The following is an 18898-nucleotide window of genomic DNA, read 5'->3' as shown; positions in this document are numbered from 1 at the left end:
GACGCCCTCCCCGGGATCGACGCACCGGCATTGCGCAACGCCCTGGCCGGCGCCGTCCCGGTCCCCGGATCCCGGCAGCACCCTCACTACCAGCAAGGAAGGCCTCGCCGCGGTCGTCGCTGTTCTCCACCTGGAGTCGCTCGTGCGGGACTCCACCGGCTACCACCAGCTCCTGCGACAGCTGCCCCTGTCCTCGTGGAACGGACCACCTGGGCGACCGCCCACGTGTTCACGCGGTGGTCTCGGCGCTCGGTGACGGATGAGATGACATCCGTTGAGCGGCAGGAGGCAACCTTGCCGACGCAATCACAGCCTCAGTCCATGTGACGCAGATCACGCAGTTCGAGTCAAAATTCTTTGCCTCTCCGGTTCCCTGCCGAGCCCGAGGGTGAGGGAGCCTCATCCCCACGGATCGGAGGAGAAGAGATGACCACCACGGACCAGCCGTGCGCATTGCCGCCCGAGCTTGCTGCGCTCGCGCAGTCGAGGGGCTGGAGTGGCCAAGCCGTGAAGTGCGCCATTCCCAGGCCCGGGGGTCGGCACTTCGGGGATGAACTCTCCAAGTGGATACTCACTGCTGGCGTCGATGACCGATTCGAGTTCGACGGCTTCTTCGTCCAGGTCGGCCTCGCCGAGATCGAGTGGTCACCCCGAAGGGTCGACTTCACGTTCGGCAAGACGGGGCGCGTCGACTCCCATCTCATAGACGATCCCTACGACTTCATCGAGACGATGTGGTCCTGCTGCACGGTCGAAGCCGTGAACGACCAGCAGGAGCTCACCCGCTACGTCCACGTCGCGTTCGGTGTGTACAGGGTGGTGCTGCCCACCAAGCAGATGCTCCTGGTAGCCCTCGCCGCCCGGTGGGCCGCCATCGAGGGCGACCACGAGACCGTCGACGACTTCACCCGCAATGTGCTCGGACGCGCCAGGCCCGAGGAGTGGCGGGACGCCGTTATCAGCGGCCTGCTCGGCGACTGGGTCGACTGCCTCGGTCATTACCTGACCGGCCCCGAACTGCTGGCCGTCCTGCACGCCTATACCGCCGCCGAGCACCGACGATGGACCCCGCTGTGGGAACGGAGGACCGGTGGAGGAGGGAAGACCCCCAGCCGACGGGTCCTCCTTACCGGCACCGCGATCGGTGAGGACGGCCTGACCGTCCAGGACCTGCTCGCCGACCTCCTCACCGCCGAGGACCGGGCCCTGCAGCACCGGATCGGCGACGCCCGCATCCACGCCGTCCTGCGAGGGCTGAAACCGGACGAGGCCGCCGTCGCCGCCCGCTGGGCCCGCAGCGGAGACACCTGGGGCCAGGCCGCCGCCGGCGGCGGCCTGCCCGAGTCCTACGGCGAGCGTGTGCGGCGCAAGCTGCACCGCCTCGGCGACCGCCACACCGAGCGCGCGCTGGCTGCGGCGGAGGCGACCCGGTGATCGACATTCTGTACGCCGCGCTGCCCGAATTCCTCGGCGGCCTGGGCGCCGCCCTCGCCTTCGCCGTCGGCACCGCCACGTACCGAGCCCTGCGCGCCAGGCTCAAGCGGTAGCCCACCCCCGGCCCGGCGCTATCGCGCGCCGGGCCCAGGCTTGGCTCGGGGTCTGCCGCACCTCGGCCCCGGGCCCAGCCGCAGGTCCAGAGCAGGCCACGAACGGGGCCGACCAGTTGCCTGTGCTGCCCGGCTATGCTCCGCAGAGCGTGTCGTTGACCTTCAGTGAGTGCGTGACATCGTTGAGCTGGTACGAGCGCAGGTCGTTGATCGACCCTCCCTCGCGCCCCACACACACGTGCCGGCCCGTCCGGCCACTGTTGTTGATCACCGAGCTCCTCGCCCCCGGATGTAGTCCGGCAGATGCCGAACACTCCCGTCGACGGCCCGCTTCACGTACGGCTGCCCCACGAAGTCGATCTCCGGATAGATGCACACGAACCCACGGGGACAGGCGATCTTGTCACGGAGCTGCGCCGGAGCGGCCTGGGCCGGCACCGCACCGACCAGCACTGTTCCCAGAGCAACGGTCGCACCGGTGAACGCCAACGACGAACGGACACGCAGGCTGCGCATGTGATGGTCCCTTCGGTAGTACCTCGCGTGCCTCGGTGGTGGCTTGACGGCAAGCGTCGGCGGGCGGCAGACGGAGTGGAGCACGAACGGTCTCGAGGGACCTGTGCCGCCGAACCGTCTCCGCATGCGGCCGGGGACCGGGATTCACGCGAAGGAGCTGTCCGAAGGGTGCTCGCGTTCGAAGACCCCACCGACGCGCTGGATCCCGGCGCTGGCGGCGTTCGGGTGCGGTGGACGGGCGAGACCGCAGGGGAGTAGAGCATGACACGCTGATCAGGCGCGCCTGGCGTTGAGGACTGTCCCGTCTCAAGGCTGATGTACTTGCCGGTCGGCTGGGCAGGCGTCCAGGACGGGGCGTCGACCAGGGGCCCGAGCCACAGGTACTCGGGGACCGGAAGCCGCCATTTGCGCTCGTGGGTCCAATCCGAGCTCCCCAGGAGCGTGCTGTGAGCAGCATCCGCCCGCGGGCCCGACCACGACGGCGACGCTGACCTGACCGAAGGCTCAGCACCCTCGTGTGCGGCCGACTCTTTGGCCATGCGCCTGCACGCGTGATGTCAGTGCCAGGGGGCAGAATCGAAGACGTCGCGAGAGGAGTGGACATGCCCGCGAAGGGTCTCGACGTGCACATACCTTCACCCGGCGGCTGCCGCTGGTGCGGTGTGGAGGAGCGCCAGCACATGCAGCGCTGGAAGCCGCCCGTTGGTTGGCACACGTGGGAGCCGCCCACGCTGGAACAGCGCAAGGAGCGGATGCAGGCCCGCCGGGCCCGTCAGCGGCCCGACGGGCAGGCCCTGTCGGCTGCGATCATCCCGCTAGCCCCGTACTTCGCGGGTCGTTGAATCGGTTGGAGTAGGGGGTTCGGTCGTATCCGGGGCGAGGCTGTGGGCGTTAGCCGGGTGTGTCGATGACTTCCCGGTCCCCGCGGCCTCGGTCCCAGCGTCAGCGCCTTGAGTGCGTGGTGACGTCTGTGGTGGAGAAGCGTCTGGGCGCTCTGCCTGTCGCTGCCGAGTTTCTGCGCCGGCTGGACGTGGCCGGGATCGTCGACGGGTTGTGCCCGTCCGCGCCGAGCGCTCACCTGACGCACGGGCAGGTCATCGAGGCGCTGGTCGCGAACCGGCTGACCTCGCCGATACCGCTGTTCCGGGTTGGCGACTGGGCCCGGACCTGGGCAGTGGAGGAGGTCCTGGGCATCGAGGCGGGCCTGCTCAACGACGACCGCCTCGCGCGGGCACTGGACGCGATCGCCCCGAAGCTGGAGCAACTCGCGGGCACCGTCGGCGCGCGGGCGATCACCGAGTTCGGCATCGACGTGTCGCGGTTGCACTGGGACATGACGTCCATGTCCGTCCACGGGGCCTACCCGCTGGAAGACCAGGACGACGCGTTCCCGGTGATCAAGCACGGTCATCCCAAGGACCGCCGGGTGGACCTGAAGCAGGTCCAGGCCGGGCTCGCGGTTACCGGTGACGGCGGTATCCCGGTCCACGCCCGGGTCTTCGGCGGGGGCGCGGCTGAGGTGTCCCAGGTGGTCGGGGCGATGAAGGATCTGCGGAAGCTGGCCGGCGAACAGGACTTCCTGCTGGTTGCCGATTCCAAACTGGTCTCCTACCCGAACGTCGCCGCACTGCTGGCAGCCGGGACGGCGTTCATCGCCCCTGTCCCGGCGGCCCAGGTCAAGGACGGTTTCTATGCCGCCTTGGACCTGGAGGCCGCCACTGTCGTGGACTGGGTGCCCGACCGCGACGCGGGCAAGGACCCCGCCCGGCGCGAGGTCTACCGGGTGCTGGAGGACGTCCACACCCTGAACGGTCCGCGCAAGCGCGACCCGGTCCTGAGCGTTCGCCGAATCCTGGTCCACTCCACCGGCAACGCTGCGGGCCAGCAGGCCGCCCGCAACAAACGTCTCACCCGCGCGGCCGAGGACCTGGACAAGGTCCAGCGCGGAGCCGGCGGCAAGTACTACAACACCGTCGAGAAGATCGCGGCCCGTATCGGCGTGATCGCCAAGACCCGGCGGGTCGCCTCCTGCCTGCGTACCGAGATCGGCGAGGACGACAACGGCAGGCCCACCCTGGCCTGGCACTTCGACCAGCAGGTCTTGGACGACGAGGCGGCAGCCGACGGCTGGTACGCGCTGCTGACGGCGCTGGCCCCCGAGCAGGCCGACCCTGGGCAGGTCCTGATCCAGTACAAGGGCCAGGGATCGGTCGAGCGCCGTTACGCGGACTTCAAGGGCCCCCTGGCGGTCACCCCGCTGTTCGTGCAGCACAACCACCGCGTCGCCGCCTTGATCCAGGTCATCTGCCTGGCCCTGCTGGTCTTCAGCCTGATCGAGCGCCAGGTCAGACAAGCCCTGGGCCCCGAGCAGACGATGGTCGGCCTCTACCCGGACAACCGCCGGGTGCGGCCCACAGGCCGCATGATCCTCTACCACCTGAGCGAACTCACCCTGCGGATCGGCAATGTCACCGATCCACCCACCGTCCAGATCAGCCGAGGAGTCCAGCTCCACCTCCTCGACCTCCTCGGCATCGAAGTCACTCAAACCCGCTGGCCAATGACCTGAAACGGCGACCCGCGAAGTACGGGGCTAGCGTCCTGAGCTCGGAGAAGACCGAGCGCAACTGGAGAGGGACGTCATCGGGGGTGTCCAGCGTGGCGGCGAGCGTGTACATCATGTCCGGCTTGCCACCCGGTCCCTGCGGGCTGCCGACCTGAAGGAGCTCCTTGACCTGCTCGCTGAACTTCTTGCCCGGGGCGCGCAGCGCGGTGAAATCGGACGCCGACCACTCGCCCTCCTCCTTCGGCCAGGCCTTGTTGGCGACCTTCGCCCACACTGGGTCGGTGAAGATCTCCTCCAGCTCGTTGTCGCGTTCCTGGCCCTCGGCGGCATGGTCCGGTTCGCCGAGGAACTTCACGTACCGGTCAGCGCTGGTCCCGAAGAACTGGGTGAGCTTCGCCTCCTTGAAGATGCTCTTGCTGACATTGCGGCTGTCGGCGTCGACCACGAGCATTACCGTCCGATCCCACTCCACGAGGTAGCGGGCCAGGTGCAGCGCGCCTTCATTGTTGAAGCACGCCCACAGGGCGATGCCGGCGGCCTGCAGCGACATTCCCTCGCACAGCCGGAACAGCACGGGGAAGGCACGCTGCTCGGTGTCGCCCTCCACCGCCAGGAAGCAGCGCTCGTGGAGCAGCACGGTGTTCCGCAGTCCGACTGCGGCGGCGATCTTTCCCAGGTGGATGTCTATGGCCGGGCCGACCACGCCCGCGCCCAGCCGTTCCACCATGGTGCGGTGGTTCTCCAGCTTCAGATGGACGACGTCGCTGATGTCGACGCCGTCGATCAGGTTCATCGAGTGCGTGGCAACCATGACGCTGACGTGGGGGAGTGCGCTCTGTTCACGGATCAGGTTCATGATCCGCCGCTGGTGGTCGTAGTCCAGATGGGTGTCGGGTTCGTCGTAGACCACGATGGTCTGCACGGGCGGAGCCACCGGTTCCCCGTCGTCGGCCGAGTCCTCCGCCGCGGCGGTGATTTCCTCTTCTATCAGCAGCTCGTTGTTCCACTCCCAGATCGCCAGGGACACGCGACGGTTGCTGCCCAGCCCCGACCGCTCCAGCCCGACCGGCTCTCCGGCGGCGCGGGCGATGCGCAGCGGAGCGCCGCGGAAGCCCTGGGTGAAGGACACCTCGGGCTCCACGAAGACCTCAGCCAGGTCGGGGCACCGGTCCTGGATGTGCTCGCACAGCGACTTGGCGTCGATCCGAAGACGCTCCTGGATGTCCAGCTCTATCGCGCCCAGGCGGCCCTTGAGCTCGGGGTCGGCCATGTGGTGCTGGAAGCGGCCGCTCAGCGCGGTCTTGATCTGGTCGTCGGGCCGTGCGGCCTTGCCGTCGAACGGCAGGAACGCCGGCATGCGCTTGTCGAAGCCGCCAGGGGCCGGGCCCCAGCCCTCGGCGGAGTGCCCGGCGGCGTACTGCCGCAACGCTGCCTCTAGGTCGGCCCGCCGTTGCGAGAGCGGTGCCAGCCCCAGCTCCGCCACCAACGCCTTCAACGCGGGCACCAGATGCCGCGACAGGTCCGCCAGTCGCTCGTCGTCGGGCACTGGCCCCCACACCTGGAGAAGCGGCGAAGCCTCCAGAGCTGCCCACCGGCGCGCCCTTACCTCGGCCGGCAGGTCGAACGCGCCCTGCTCCCACTCGTCCAGCAGGAACACCCCGGTCACGCTCGTGCTCGGCATCCGGCCGGCACCCTCACCGGGCTCCTGCTCGGTGTCGGTGCCGCTGTAGCTGCGGTCGTCGTCGGACAGGGACCGCTTGCCCAGCAGGAACGCCAGCGCGTCGAGCACGGCGCTCTTGCCCCCGTCGTTGTGCCCGGCCAGGATCGTCGGCCTGCTCACCGGGATGTCGGCGACGTCGGTCAGCGATCGAAACCCGCTGATGCTGAAGCTCTTCAGGTGCACTGCCTCGACCGCTCCATGGCTCCGGGGGCCAACCCGACCAACGACCACTGCGACAGGGGTGCCGCACCGTCAGTTCTGCTGGCACATAACTGTGATGATGTGAGGGACACCATCCTAGAACGTCCGCCCCACTCCACGCGGGCAGCCTGGCGCCCCCAAGGGCCCGCCAGCTGGGGCTCCTGCCCAGATGAGTGCAGGACAGGCCCTCGGCGACCAAGCCACTGCCCGCCGACCGTCTCCTGAGACTAGCGAACTCAGCTGATGTGTAAGTTCGTTCGCGGGGGAGACCGTGCGTCAGGTACTGTCGCTGCGCATGCGGATCCTGCACACCTCCGACTGGCACCTGGGCCGCTCCCTGCACCGCGAGTCGCTCATCAAAGCCCAGCGGGCGTTCCTCGAAGCTTTGGCGGACCTGGTCCGCACCAAGAACATCGAGGTCGTCGCCGTTGCCGGCGATGTGTTCGACCGTGCGATCCCGCCGCTGGACGCCATCGACCTGTTCACCTGGGTCCTCGAAGAACTCGCCGGCCTCGGCGTCCCACTGATCATGATCAGCGGGAACCACGACTCCCCGCGGCGCCTGGGAGTCAACGCACGCCTGATCGAACGGGCCGGTATCCACCTGCGTACCGATCCCTCCGACTGCGCGCGCCCCGCCGTCGTCGAGGACGAGCACGGGCCCGTAGCCTTCTACGGCCTGCCCTACTTCGAGCCCGCCCTGGTCCACGTCAGCCTTGGCGCGGAGGCTGCGAGCCACCAAGCCGTGCTCACCGCTGCGATGGACCGGGTCCGCGCGGACCTGGCCGCCCGGCCCGGAACCCGGTCCGTCGTGCTCGCCCACGCCTTCGTCACAGACGCCAAGACCAGCGACAGTGAGCGCGACATCAGCGCCGGCGGCGTCCCGAGCGTTCCGGCGGCGGTGTTCACCGGCGCCGACTACGTCGCCCTTGGACATCTGCACCGCTGCCAGACCATCAGCGACCGCATCCGCTACAGCGGCTCCCCGATTGCTTACTCGTTCTCCGAGGCCCCTTACGACAAGGCGATGTGGCTGGTCGACCTGGGCGCCGACGGCGGCGTGACCGCCGAGAAGATCCCCTGCCCGGTGACACGACCGCTTCACCACATCACCGGCAACCTCAAGGACCTCCTGAAGGATCCGGACCACACCCGGTTCGAGCAGTGCTGGCTGCATGTCTCCCTGACCGACCCGGACCGCCCCTACATGGCCATGGAACAGTTGCGGCAGCGCTTTCCCCACATCCTCAAGCTCACCTTCACCGCCGAAGAGCAGCCCGCGGACGACACGACGTTCCGCTCCCGGGTCGAGGGACGAACAGACCACGAGATCGCCGTCGACTTCCTGAGCTACGTCACCCACAGCCACGCGACCGACACCGAGCAGCAGCTCCTGTTGCAGGGACTGGAAGAGGTCCGCACCGCCGCCGCTGAGCGAGAGGCCAGCTGATGCGCCCTCACCACCTGACCATCACGGCCTTCGGTCCCTTCGCCGGCACCGAGACCGTCGACTTCGACGAACTGACCAACTCGGGCGTGTTCCTCCTGCACGGCGACACCGGAGCGGGCAAGACCAGCGTCCTGGACGCGCTCTGCTTCGCCCTGTACGGAAGAGTGCCCGGCCAGCGCACCGAGCACCGTCTGCGCAGCCACCACGCCCAAGTTGGCATCCGCACCGCGGTCGCCCTGGAGTTCACCGCGGCGGACCGCCGCTTCAAGATCATGCGTACGCCCAAGCAGAGCTATCCCAGCACCCGGGCCAAGAACGGCATCGCCACCGCCGAAGCCACCGTCCAGCTCCTGGAGCGCACCACCGGTCCCGACGGCGCCCACCACTGGCAGGCGATCTCCTCCAGCCACCAGGAAGCCAACAAGGAAGTCACCGACATCCTGGGACTGACCAAGGAACAGTTCTGCCAGGTCGTGCTGCTCCCGCAGGGCGAGTTCGCCGCGTTCCTGCACGCGGGCGCCGAAGAACGCCGCAAGCTGCTCGGCAAGCTGTTCGGCACCCGGCGCTTCCGCGACCTGACCGTCTGGCTCGCCAACCGCGCCAAAGCCCTCCACCGTGAGGCCGACGGTGCAACCGCACACGTCCTGCTCCTGGCAGAGCGCATCGACCAGGAGGCCGGCCCCACCCTGACAGCCCGCACCGACGCCCGGCCCGACGAGCGTCACCTCACCGCCTGGCTCCCGTGGGCACGACGCCTAACCGCCACCGCCGAGGACGACTGCACAGTAGCCGCCGCACAAGCGCAGCAGGCCGAACAGACCTACCAAGCCGCCAAGGACCACCTGAGCAAGACCAGCGACCTGGCGGGGAAGCAAGCCCGGCACCAAACGGCACTCACCCAGCGCGCCGCTTTGGAGGAGACCGCCACCGACCACCCGCGCCTGCGCCGGCAACTCGAGGCCGGTCGCCGCGCCGAGCCGCTACGCCCTCTCCTCGACCAGACGGCAGCCCACACCAAGGCCCTGAAAGCCGCGAAGGACGCAGAGAGCCGCGCGCGTTTGCTCCTGGACGCACAGGACACCAGCGAGGACATCCCCGGACTGCAGGCGGCCCAGCAACGACTCCACGCCGAGAAGGGACGACTGGAGGGCCTGCTGCCCGAGGAGGAGCGGCACGCGGCCCTGTCCGAGCAACTGGACACCCTGCGCGAGAAGGAAGAGCACGCCCAGGAGCAATACGACGAGGCCGAAGCCTGGCTCAAGGACTGGCTCAACACCCTGGAACACCACACCGGCAAGATCGCCGATCTCGAGCGTGCCGTCCAAGAGCTGCCGTCCCTGGAAGCGACCCACAAGTCACTCGCACTTCAGCTCGCGACCGCGGTCGAACGCGACGCCCTCGCCGTCAAGCTCAGCCGCGCCACCACCAATGAGACCGAGCGCGAGAAGGAGATGCTGAGGGCACAGCAGACCTGGCTGGACCTGCGGCAGCGCCGCATGGACGGCATGGCGGGCGAGCTCGCCGCCGTGCTGGAAACCGGCCAGCCGTGCCAAGTCTGCGGATCACCCGTTCACCCCGCCCCCGCCCGGCCCGCCGCAGACCAACCCACCCGCCAGGACGAGGACACCGCACAAGAGAACTACGACGAGGCCCGCAACGCCCACGAAGAGGCGATGAACCTGCGCAGCGACCTCGCCGCACAGCACGCCCGCACCATCGGGGCCGCCGGAACCGATCCAGTACCCGACCTTCAAGCAAGGCTCGCCGACGCCACAGCCACCCAAGACCGCGCACGGGCCAAAGCAGCCGAACTGCATCCCGCCCAAGAAGCACTGACACGCCTCCAGAACGAGCACGAGACACAAACGAACCAGCGCAACCGCACCCGCGAAGCGCTGACCGAGATCCAGGCCCGCAGCGCCCTGCTCGCCCAGCAGGAGAGCCAGCTCGCCGCCGTCCTGACACAGGCGCGCGCCGAGGAAGCATCACTGACCAAGCGGCTCACCTCGCTGACCACCACTGCCGATCGCCTGGCCACCGCCCTGGACGCCGCTCAGGCCACCGAGAGCGCCAAGGCACACCTGGCCGAGACACAGCGCACCACTGCCGACGCCACCATGCAAGCGGGCTTCGCCGACCTCGACGAAGCAACCGCAGCGCTCTCCTCCTCCTCGGTGCTGCAGCAGTGGCACGAGCAACTGGAGCAGTGGGGGAAGCAGTTCGCGGTGGTCGACAGCATCCTCGCCGAAGCAGAACTCCTCGAAGCAGCCCGCCAGCCGCAAGCCGACCCTGCAGTGGCACAAGAAGCCCTGGCGCACGCCGAGAGCAGCGCCACCGACGCGGCCGTCAAGCTCCAGCAGGCCCGGGAGCGCGCCCAGAACCTGGCCCACCTGACCGCTGACCTGGACGCTCGTGTGGCAGCGGCGGAGCCGCTCAGGGCCGAGAGCGCGCTCGTCGACCGTCTTGCCAGCGTCGCAGCCGGAACCGGCGCGGTCAACACGCTGAGCATGGAGCTGGAGGCGTACGTCCTCGCGGGCCGCCTCGAACAGATCGCGGACGCGGCCAACAAGCGCCTGAGCATCATGACCAACGACCGCTACCAACTTCGCCACAGCCACGAGAAGGAGACCGGACAAGGCCGCGCCAAAGCCGGCCTCGGCCTGCGCATACGTGACGACTGGACGGGCGTGGAACGCGAGACCTCCACCCTATCCGGCGGAGAGACCTTCACCACCGCTCTGGCCCTGGCTCTGGGGTTGGCCGACGTCGTGACCCAGGAAGCCAGTGGCCGGCCGCTGGGGACGCTCTTTATCGACGAGGGCTTCGGCAGCCTCGACGAGCAGAGCCTGACCGACGTCATGGACGTGCTCGACCACCTGCGAGCCGGAAACCGGGCAGTTGGCGTGGTCAGCCATGTAGGAGAGCTGCGGCGCCGCATCCCCACCCAGCTCCACGTCAAGAAGCGCCATCAGGCCGGCTCCACCGTGCACCCGCTGGTCGACGCAGACATATGAACCGTCCTCAGCCGAACCGGCCCGATTGACGGTTCAGGCTGAGGCAAGCGGGATCGCTGCTTGGGCCTGACCAGCTGGTACGAGGCTTGGCAAGACGTGTCGGCCGCAGGCCTCCCATGTTCGCCGCGCGTGCCGTCCCGCCGTCCCGCCCGGTCGTCGTCCCCGTCCGGCCTGCTCGTGAGTCTCCGCCCGTCGTTGCGTCGGCCGTCAGGCCAGCTCAGAGCCTGCAGCTCGTGGTTTGCGGCGGCCCTGCGGCTCCGGCCGGGGTGGCGGGGGAGTGTGCTCTCCCGGCCCGCCGCTGCCTCCCGCTGCCGGGCTGTTTCCGGCCGGTCCGGTGGGGGAGTGGCTTCTCCGCCGCCGCTATCCCGGGCCGTGCCCCGGCGGCCACCCGCGCCCGCTCCCGTCCGCTTCTGCCGCCCGGGTCGCTGTCCGGCCGCCACGCGGGCCGGCCCGGAGCCTCTGCAGGTCCGTCACGGGTTCCGTCCGCCATCCGTTTCTCCCGCCCGACCCGCCCGTTCTGGGAGCCTCCCGGCCGCCGGGTGTCGCGCCGGGCCACGCCCTGTGAGGCCGGCCCCCGGACAGCGCGCCTTTCACTCGTTCTCGTTACAACAATCGGCCCCACATTGTGTACCGGTGCGGCTAGACTGACGGCCAGCGTTACACCTTCGGTGGGTGCGGGTACACCCACCGCCCGGGCGCTGGCTGTCGCCCGCGCGCGGGCCCGCTGCCGGGCTGTTCCCGCCGGTCCGGCCGGTCGGACCGGCGGCCCGCCGGGGCCGGTCTGCTCTCCTCACTCCTTCTGCGTCCTTGGAGTTTTTGGTGCCCTCCTCCCGTTCACGTCTCTCCCGTGCAGCTGCGGGCAGCACCAGCAGCACGGGTGGTGCCGGTACCACCGGCACCGGCACGGCTCCGGCCGGCGAGGACCCGCTCCTCCCGGCCGCAGGGGGCGTCGGCCCCCCGGACACAGCTGCGGGAACGACCGCTGGCGGTCCGGGCACGACCGGCGGCCGGCCGCCGGGCCCGGCCCACTCCGGCAGCACCCCGCGCGAAGGCGCACGCGGGGCCGAGTCCTCACGCCGTGCCCCCGCCCGGTCCGCCGACGCTCCGTCCGCCCGGTCCGCTGCTCCCGCCCCGGAGCCGGGGGCGGCCGGGTACCTCGTCCTTCCCGGCCCGCAGGACCCGCTGTGGACGTCGATCCCGCGGGGGCCGCGCCAGAACCTGGCGATGCCCGCCTACCAGCTGGTGAACCCGGCACGCGGTCACCTGGCCACTCCGGCGGGCCGCAAGCTGAAGTCCGCCCTCGGAGCCGCGGCCCGGGGCAAGCTCACCGGTCCGCACTGGCTCGCGCTGCTCACCGCTCCCCGCGGCGCGTTCGGCGGCCCGACCAGCCAGCGGGCCGGCCAGATGTACAAGGCCCTAAAGCAGCTTGTGGCCGACCACCTGCGGCCCGCACTGGGCGCGGTCGCCGCGGCCGAGTTCGCCGCCGGGGTGGAACCGGCCCAGGCGCCGCCCGCCGCTCCGGAGACCGACACCACCGTCGGCCCGGCCCCGCTACGTCCGGCCCCGGGCAGCGATGTCCCCCACCCGGCTACCCAGGCCGCCATAACTCTCCTTGTTTCCAAAGCCGTTGACGCTGCATCGGCTGCGCTGGCCGCCACCCCGGTCCCGGACCCCGGCCCGGCCCCCGTGTCCACTGCTGCGCCGGTTGCGGGCGCGGCCGCCGCCGGGTCGGCGCCCGCTCCGGCGGCCGACACCGCCGCCGTGCCGGTCCCCGCTGACCACCCCAACCCAACCGCCGCCGACACGACCGTGCCGCCGGCCTCTCCGGCCGCCCACCCAACGGCGGACAGCCTGCTCCAGGACCTGCTCACGACCGTCGAACACCGGGCGATCCTGTGCGTCACCGGCCCGGCCACCACCGCGACCCCGGCCATTGCCACGGCCACCCAGCAGCAGCCCCTGCCCGCCGTCCAGGTCCGCCCCCACCCCGGCACCGACGAAGCCGCCCTCATCCACGTCCTGTACACCGCCCTCGGTCTCGACCACCGCCGCCCTCGGCCCCGCGCGCGGAACGCCGCGCTGGAGCTGATCGCCGCCGAGCTCGGCCGCGCCGCCCGCCTGCTGGTCGTGCCCGACGCCCACCGCCTGGCCACTGCCGCGCTGCAGACGCTCCACGGTCTGTGGGCGCGGGGCGGGCCGGAGCGCTTCCCCCTGGTCCTGGTCGGCGAGCCCGGTCTCGACACCGTCCTTGACCGCCCCAAGCTGGCGAGCCTGAAGTCCACGGCCGGCCACCACCGCCTGGCCCCCGCGCCGGAGGCGCGTGAGAACGCCCTGGCCGCCAGCCGTCCGCCGGGCACCGCTGGTCCGTCCGGTGAAGACCTTGTCACTTCCCGCCCGGCCGTCGGCCGGACCGCACCCGAGCCCGCCACCAGCCGGCCCAGGGCGACCGACGCCGGGGCACACCTGCCGCCGCCCGCCGCTTCCGGCCCGACGGCCCCCGCTCTGGCCGTCGGCCCCGACGTCGCCTCACCCGGCCCCGCGACCACCGTGCCGCGGTCCGCTCCCGGCCAGGCCGCCCCGCCCACCGGAGACCTCACACCGCCGCCCGGCCCCGCCTTCCCCGACACCCCGGCCGACGACCCCGTACCGGCGTCCGCCGCCGCCCCGAATCCCCAGGACACCACCGTGCCCACGGCCCCCCACACCCCCGCCGCCCGGACCCCGGCGCCCGTACCGCCGCGTACCGACGCTCCCGCCGCCGGTTCGCCGCCCACTCCGGCGGCCGACACCGCCACCGTGCCGGACCCCGTCCCGCTGCGCCCCGCTCCGGCCCCGCCTCTGGACCTCGCCCTGGTCCTGGCCCCGAGCCCGCAGACGCTCCACCAGGCCCGCAGCACCCTCCCGCAGCTGATCCGCGCCGCCGGCGAGGGCACCTCCACCCCCCTGGCCCGCGGCACCCACCACGCCCTGCTCACCGCCCCCACCACCGCCACCACCCTGGGCTGGGACCTCACCCCCGCCCCCGCACACGGCACCGCCGACGCCCGCAAGAAACTCGGCGACCTCATCCAGGCCGCCGCCACCGGCCACCCCCAGGTCCTGCGCCGCCACGTCACCCCCCTCGCCGTGCTGCTTCCCGCCACCCCCGACGGCACCCCGCTCCCGCCCACCACCCACCCCGGCCGCCCCGCCCCCGGTACACCCGACACGCCAGCAACAACCCCACACAGCAACGAAGTTGTAACGATTACCCCGGGCGCCGAGCCGGCCGCTCCCGGCAGCCAGCCGACCCCCACCCCGATGCCTGCCGCAGCCGAGCCCGTCCCGGCCACCGTCCCCGCCGCAGCTGCGCCCCTCGCACCGTCCGCCCCGAGCGCGCCCGCGTCCTCGACCGCTCCGACCTCGAACAACCGCGCCCAGGCCAGCACCACCCGCCAGGGATCAACAACCCCGCCCGGTAGCGGGGTTGATGCACCGGACGACACCCTGTTCCCCACCCCGGCGACCCCGGCCGCCACGGTCACCCCCGGCCCGGCCGCGCCGCTGCTGCCGTTGGTCGACCCCTCCGAACTCCTGCCCCTGGTCGACCCGGATGCCCTGCTGCCGCTGGCCGCCGACCCGCCCGCGCCCACCGGACAGCCCGTCCCGGCCCTGGCCGCAGTCGAGCCCGTCCCCGCCACAGCTGCGCCCGGCCAGCTGGCCCCCGCCGACGCCGAGCCGGCCACCTCGAGCGCGCCCGCGCCGGCCGCCGGCGAACCCGCCCTGCACGCCCCCGCGGCCATGCCCCCGCCGGCCACCACGCCCCCCGCGGCGCCCGCCACTCCGCGGCCCCCGCGCCGCCTGGCCCCGCTCGCCGACGCCCTCACGACCGTCCTCACCCCCCAGACCCCAGACCCGCACACCAACACCCCGGCCGGCCCGCGCGCCCTGTTCACCGGCATCCCCACCCTCGACCAGGCCCTCGGCGGCCTCCAGCCCGGCCGCTTCTACCTCGCCGCCGCCGCCCCCGGCATCGGCGCAAGCCTCCTTGCCACCACCACCGCCCGCACCACCGCCCTCGAACACGGCCTGCCGGTCCTCTACGCCGCCTCCGGCCTCACCCGCGCCGACGTCGCCGCCCGGATCGTCGCCGCCCACCTGCACGTCGACTACCGCCGCCTGCGGACCGGCCGCCTCACCCCCGCCGAACAGGCCGACGTCACCGCCCTCCACGCCGAACTCGCCGCCGCCCACCTCTACATCGACGACGGCAGCGACCTCACCCCCGACGCCATCGCCGAGACCGCCGTCGACCTCACCCACCCCACCGGCCAGCCCGGCCTGGCCCTGGTCGTTGTCGACCGCCTCCAGGCCCTCGACGACCCCCGCCTCCCGCTCTCCGGCCCCCGCCTCACCGACGCCGCCCAGGCCCTGGCCCACCTCGCCCGCACCCACCACGTCCCGGTCCTGGCCATCCTCGACACCGACCAGCACGACCTGATCACCACCCTCAGCCTCGACACCACCCTCACCCTCCATCCCCACCCCGATGCCCCCACCACCCAACTCCTCGTCACCATCGCCGAACGCGACCTCGGTACCCAAGCCACCCTCACCCTCACCGCCGACCGCACCCACGCCCGCCTCACCAACCCCACCCCCTCCAACCCCTACGCCACCCACCACCCGGCGCCGGAGGCGCCCACACCGGCCTCCCCTTGGCCCACTGCCGCCGTCCCCGGCCACACCACCCAGAACACCCCCGCTGCGCCCCGGCCCGACGCCGACGCCGAGGTCACCCCGGCCACCGCGGCCGCCCTGGACACCCTGACACCCGACCAGCCCCCCACCCACCCGCTGCGCCCGACCCGGGACCACGCGCCGCGTACGACCACCTCCAGGCCCGCCCGCACCAACGGCGGGAACTACGCCGGCCGGGACTACGGCTACTACCTCGACATGATCAGCTCGGTCGTCGACCAGGCCCTCCAGGAACACGACGGCGACACCAAGGCCACCATCGCCGCCCTGGAAAACAAAGCAATTCCCAACGCAATGGCCCTCTTCGAAGCAACCCGAGTCGGCGGAAACTACGAACACACCGTCTATCCCGAACGCCTCGAATTCCTCAGCAAGAAGACCAAGAAGGGAGCCGACGACATCTGGGAAGGCCGCCACAAGTGGGAGAACGGCCCACTCATGACCCAGCTCAAGGACGGCACCCTCACCAGCGTGGCCGTCGACGTCCTCGACACCAACGCCGCCTACTGCAGCGCCCTGAAGGCTTGGCTGCCCATCGGCTCCCTCGTCCACCAGCCCAACGGCGGCTTCGACCCCAAGCGCTCCGGCGTCTACCTCCTGCCCGAACGCCCCACCTGGCACCACCCGCACCTGCCCGACCCGATCGGCAACCGCCGCGAGCCCGGCCCGGTCTTCCTGGACGACGCCACCATCCGCCTCCTGATCCGCTGCCACAAGCTCGACCTCTGCGATCCCCCGTACATCACCCAGGCCTGGACCTCCGGCGCCTCCGAGAACATCGCGGAGAAGTTCCGCCGCGTCCTCACCACCGCCCGCGAGAAAGCCGTCCTCGAAGGCGATAAAGTCACCGAAGAATACATCAAGGCCATCTACTCAATTTTTGTCTCTACCATCGGCGAATCCACCACCAACCGCGACCTCCGCCGACCCGACTGGATGCACATCTTCCGCAGCCAGGCATTCGCCAACCTCTGGTACAAGGCATACCGCGCCCACGAACACGGCCTCACCATCGTCCGCCTCCGCGGCACCGACGAACTCCACATCACCGGAGATTTCCCCTGGCGCACGGTATTCGAAGAAGGCCGCCTCACCACCCAGCTGAAGCTCAAGACCCAGTACACCCTCGGGAAGGCCGCCTGATGTCGACCGACGGCTGGAAGAACTTCGGCAAATACGGCGCCGCCGACGACCCCGAAAACCGCCACGGAAAAATCGTCCTCGCCCGCGCCCTCGAAGACGCCCTGGAACGGATGATCATCGAAGGCGGCATCAAATCCCCCGTCACCACCCGCCGGGGCCTCACCGCCCGCATGAAGTACCTCACCACCACCCAAGGCGGCGCCCAAGCCATGGCCGACGCCGGCATCACCGCCGTCCCCAAGACCATCAGCGCCTGGACCAAGGGCAAGCAACACCCCCTACCCGCCAACCTCGACGCCATCGACACCGCCTACTGGAACCTCCGCGCCGCCAACATCCTCAACAACCCCGGCGCGTTCAAGCAGCACCTCAACAACGCCGGCAAGGGCACCCGGGTCGAGATCCACCCCATCAACCAGGACGTCGTCGACGAACCGCGCCGCCGCGACAACCTGCGCCTCCGCACCCTGCAGGTCCGCTACGTCTGGGACGAAGCCGTCGACGCCATGGTCGCCGGCGACATCGGCAAGCTGGAGGAGATCTGGGACGACGTCATCGCCGACCTCGACTCCGACTGGGGCGCCTACACCTACGTCCGCCACATCGGCCTTGGCGCCTGACCACCCCCACCAGCCGCGCGCCCGCCCCACCGGGCTGCAGCTGCGCCCCACCCCAGCTCAGACCAGCACCACCGGGCACAACAGCGCGTACATTTCCCCCGCAGCTGCGCCTCCGCGATGTCCCAAGGGCCGGTGATGCAGCCAGCCAGGGCGAAGAAGGCACCGTGGCGGCGCGCGGTACGGCGCCAGACGCGCGAGCTGTTCAGACCGCCCTCGTAGAAGCAGACGCCAGCCCGGCCGGTCACCGTCCTGGACGTTGCCGGCCACGTCCAGGACGGCCGACCAGCCGACCGCCGGCTCCGCCCAGCCCTCGAAGTCACCGAACCGCGCCCACCCGCCGGACGCCAGCCCGGCCAGGTGCGAATCCGGCCCGCGGCCGCCGGCCAACGCGAACGTCTCGACCCGGTGCGAGGCCGCGAAGACCACCTGCGCCCGCTGCCCCTCGACGGCCCACGCCTGCATGCCCAACGGCCGCAACGGCTCGCTGCCGACATCGACGGCGTACATCGTGCCGCCGTCCACCGGCGCCGCCTCGTCGCTCACACCCAGGCCAACGAGCCCGCCCCCCGAGGTAACCCAGTCAGCGACCGGCCCCGCCCCGCTGTGCACCGCCGGGGCCCGGGCCGGAGCTCCACCACCTGGCCGAGCAGCAGCCGGCCGAGCCGCCCGCCGGCGGCACCGCAGCCACCCCGTGCCTCCGAATGCCCGGCTACTGAAGGAATTCTCGGTACAATTCTCGAAGCGCCGCAGCATGAATCCCCGGTACAACCTGGAGGGGAGACGGGGCATCAGGCGGAATTCCCTGACCGTGCAATTCTGATACAGGCTCAGGCTGATAGCGCCCGGTACAACTTCCCCGTCTGCAGTGGGAAACACGTAGGATATGAAGGGTCATCATCCCGATACAGGCGACCGTCAATCAGGCGCGTTACAGAAAATGCCCCCGATGCCTGTACAGGGCCCGATTGGGGCGCTAGAAGTGCCTCACTGGTTCAGACCAGCTAGCAAGTCCCTTATCTGACTCAGAGTCACAGATCCTCTGGCCAATGACTTGTAACGACGCGGGTGCCGTGACAAAACTGGAGCCCGGTACAGAACAGGGCAGGCGCCCGGAGGGCGTCCCCCCGAAGGAGCTGGCCGGCCCCGGGAGTAGCCCGCTCGCGACAGGCAAAGCCCGAGAGCACAGAAGAAAAGCCCAGTTCAGAGCCCTAAAGAACCGTCTTCACGAGGGAAAAGGCCAGCCAGGGGGTGTTCGGAATCGGTACAAGGGCCGGCCCCCGGGTAGCCCACCGACAGGCGAGAGTTGTACCGGAACCCTCCCCCAGTTAGACAAGAGCCACGGAGTGGCGTTACAGCATTCCGTCACGGTAGTGACGGCGCG

11 protein-coding genes are annotated in these 18898 nt (G+C 70.7%); 7 read left to right on the top strand and 4 right to left on the bottom strand.

The genetic code is table 11. The features are described from left to right. Positions 1–426 precede the first annotated feature (426 nt). Positions 427–1434: a hypothetical protein gene (locus OG556_RS33800; protein WP_331742805.1), complete on the top strand. Its 1008-nt coding sequence runs from the start codon at positions 427–429 to the stop codon at positions 1432–1434. A gap of 246 nt (positions 1435–1680) precedes the next feature. Here the strand turns inward: OG556_RS33800 and OG556_RS33795 are convergent, their stop codons facing one another. Both OG556_RS33795 and OG556_RS33790 read right to left on the bottom strand, forming a co-directional pair. After that, a complete protein-coding gene (locus OG556_RS33795; protein WP_371523058.1) occupies positions 1681–1818 on the bottom strand; it encodes a hypothetical protein in 138 nt (45 codons plus the stop codon). After that, complete coding sequence (locus OG556_RS33790; protein WP_331742803.1) at positions 1815–2063, bottom strand: peptidase inhibitor family I36 protein; 249 nt, start codon at positions 2061–2063, stop codon at positions 1815–1817. The genes OG556_RS33795 and OG556_RS33790 overlap by 4 nt, the downstream gene beginning before the upstream one ends. 602 nt (positions 2064–2665) lie before the next feature. Between OG556_RS33790 and OG556_RS33785 the strand changes: the two genes are divergently transcribed. Further along, positions 2666–2905 (top strand): hypothetical protein, encoded by a 240-nt coding sequence (locus tag OG556_RS33785; RefSeq protein WP_331742801.1) that lies wholly within the window; start codon positions 2666–2668, stop codon positions 2903–2905. Between the two features lie 128 nt (positions 2906–3033). Next, entirely contained in the window at positions 3034–4632 is a 1599-nt protein-coding gene (locus tag OG556_RS33780; RefSeq protein ID WP_331742799.1) for an IS1634 family transposase, read from the top strand. Here OG556_RS33780 and OG556_RS33775 read toward each other — a convergent pair. Next, positions 4604–6532, bottom strand: coding sequence for an AAA family ATPase (locus OG556_RS33775; RefSeq protein ID WP_331742795.1), 1929 nt, complete (start codon positions 6530–6532; stop codon positions 4604–4606). The genes OG556_RS33780 and OG556_RS33775 overlap by 29 nt on opposite strands. Positions 6533–6845: 313 nt before the next feature. Here OG556_RS33775 and OG556_RS33770 point away from each other — a divergent pair, with 313 nt between their 5' ends. The 4 genes from OG556_RS33770 (at position 6846) to OG556_RS33755 (ending at position 17517) form a co-directional block, all read left to right on the top strand. Continuing rightward, the gene (locus OG556_RS33770) at positions 6846–8000 is read left to right on the top strand and encodes an exonuclease SbcCD subunit D (protein WP_331745354.1); all 1155 of its coding nucleotides are present in this window, start codon (positions 6846–6848) and stop codon (positions 7998–8000) included. Further along, positions 8000–11014, top strand: coding sequence for an SMC family ATPase (locus OG556_RS33765; protein WP_331742793.1), 3015 nt, complete (start codon positions 8000–8002; stop codon positions 11012–11014). The genes OG556_RS33770 and OG556_RS33765 overlap by 1 nt, the downstream gene beginning before the upstream one ends. Before the next feature lie 1224 nt (positions 11015–12238). Next, on the top strand, positions 12239–16897 hold the full coding sequence (locus tag OG556_RS33760) for a DnaB-like helicase C-terminal domain-containing protein (RefSeq protein ID WP_331742792.1): 4659 nt from the start codon (positions 12239–12241) through the stop codon (positions 16895–16897). Next, complete coding sequence (locus tag OG556_RS33755; protein WP_331742790.1) at positions 16897–17517, top strand: hypothetical protein; 621 nt, start codon at positions 16897–16899, stop codon at positions 17515–17517. The genes OG556_RS33760 and OG556_RS33755 overlap by 1 nt, the downstream gene beginning before the upstream one ends. Before the next feature lie 57 nt (positions 17518–17574). Here the strand turns inward: OG556_RS33755 and OG556_RS33750 are convergent, their stop codons facing one another. After that, entirely contained in the window at positions 17575–18060 is a 486-nt protein-coding gene (locus tag OG556_RS33750) for a hypothetical protein (RefSeq protein ID WP_331742788.1), read from the bottom strand. Positions 18061–18898: the final 838 nt, after the last annotated feature.

Origin of the sequence: Kitasatospora sp. NBC_01300 (assembly GCF_041435235.1) — a bacterium.
Lineage (GTDB): Bacteria > Actinomycetota > Actinomycetes > Streptomycetales > Streptomycetaceae > Kitasatospora.
The sequence above is the reverse complement of the archived record's forward strand: the minus strand, read 5'-3'. Positions and strand labels throughout refer to the sequence as shown.

Coding starts and splice junctions, on each gene's coding strand:
- OG556_RS33800 (WP_331742805.1), top strand. CDS start 427: ATGACCACCACGGACCAGCCGTGCGCATTGCCGCCCGAGCTTGCTGCG.
- OG556_RS33790 (WP_331742803.1), bottom strand. CDS start 2,063: ATGCGCAGCCTGCGTGTCCGTTCGTCGTTGGCGTTCACCGGTGCGACC.
- OG556_RS33785 (WP_331742801.1), top strand. CDS start 2,666: ATGCCCGCGAAGGGTCTCGACGTGCACATACCTTCACCCGGCGGCTGC.
- OG556_RS33770 (WP_331745354.1), top strand. CDS start 6,846: ATGCGGATCCTGCACACCTCCGACTGGCACCTGGGCCGCTCCCTGCAC.
- OG556_RS33765 (WP_331742793.1), top strand. CDS start 8,000: ATGCGCCCTCACCACCTGACCATCACGGCCTTCGGTCCCTTCGCCGGC.
- OG556_RS33760 (WP_331742792.1), top strand. CDS start 12,239: ATGCCCGCCTACCAGCTGGTGAACCCGGCACGCGGTCACCTGGCCACT.
- OG556_RS33755 (WP_331742790.1), top strand. CDS start 16,897: ATGTCGACCGACGGCTGGAAGAACTTCGGCAAATACGGCGCCGCCGAC.